1 protein-coding gene is annotated in these 808 nt (G+C 60.3%); it reads left to right on the top strand.

Annotation, left to right across the window (positions count from 1 at the left end; all coding sequences use genetic code 11):
- A partial coding sequence (locus tag J4E58_RS31750; protein ID WP_207255370.1) for an immunoglobulin-like domain-containing protein occupies positions 1–808 on the top strand: 808 nt, incomplete at both ends.

An 808-nucleotide genomic window follows, 5' to 3' on the forward strand; every position in this document is an offset into this window, starting at 1 on the left:
TGTCACCGATACCATCGATACGTCGACTGTTTCGCTGACCGCGACGCCGTCCGTGGCTGAAGGTGGCACTGTGGTTTATACCGCCTCCGTGACTGCGCCAGTAACCGGCTCTCCAGTAGTGGTCACTTTGTCCAACGGCCAGACCATCACCATCCCGGTCGGCGAATCTTCCGGCACCGTGAACTTCACCGCACCGAACGACGCCCTGGCGGGCGGTAGCTCCCTGAGCACCACCATTACCGGTGCAACCGGTGGCAACTACGAGAAGCTGGACGTCGACGGCAAGCCTGCCGAGACCTCGGTGACCGATACGCCAGATACCACCACCCTTAGCCTGACAGCGACTGACACTGTCGCTGAAGGCGGTTCGATCGTTTATACGGCCACCTTGACCAACACTGCGGGCACTCCGGTGACCGTGACCCTGTCGAATGGCGCCGTGATTACTATCGCTGCCGGTACTACTACCGGCTCCGTCACCGTCGCAGCCCCAGCTGACGATGTGTACAAGGATGCGGGCAAAGTCGAAGTCAGCATCAAAGAGACCGCTGGCGGTAATTTCGAGAACCTGGTGCCAAGCACCACTCCGGCGGTGACCGATGTCACCGACACTATCGACACCAGCACCGTTTCGCTGACCGCTACTCCGTCCGTGGCAGAAGGCGGCACCGTGGTTTACACCGCGTCCGTGACAGCCCCAGTGACCGGTTCGCCTGTAGTCGTCACTTTGTCCAACGGACAAACCATCACCATTCCGGTGGGTGAATCGTCCGCTACCGTGAACTTCACGGCACCAAACGATGCCCTA

Source organism: Pseudomonas sp. FW305-25, assembly GCF_017351415.1.
In the GTDB taxonomy this organism is placed as follows: domain Bacteria; phylum Pseudomonadota; class Gammaproteobacteria; order Pseudomonadales; family Pseudomonadaceae; genus Aquipseudomonas; species Aquipseudomonas chlororaphis.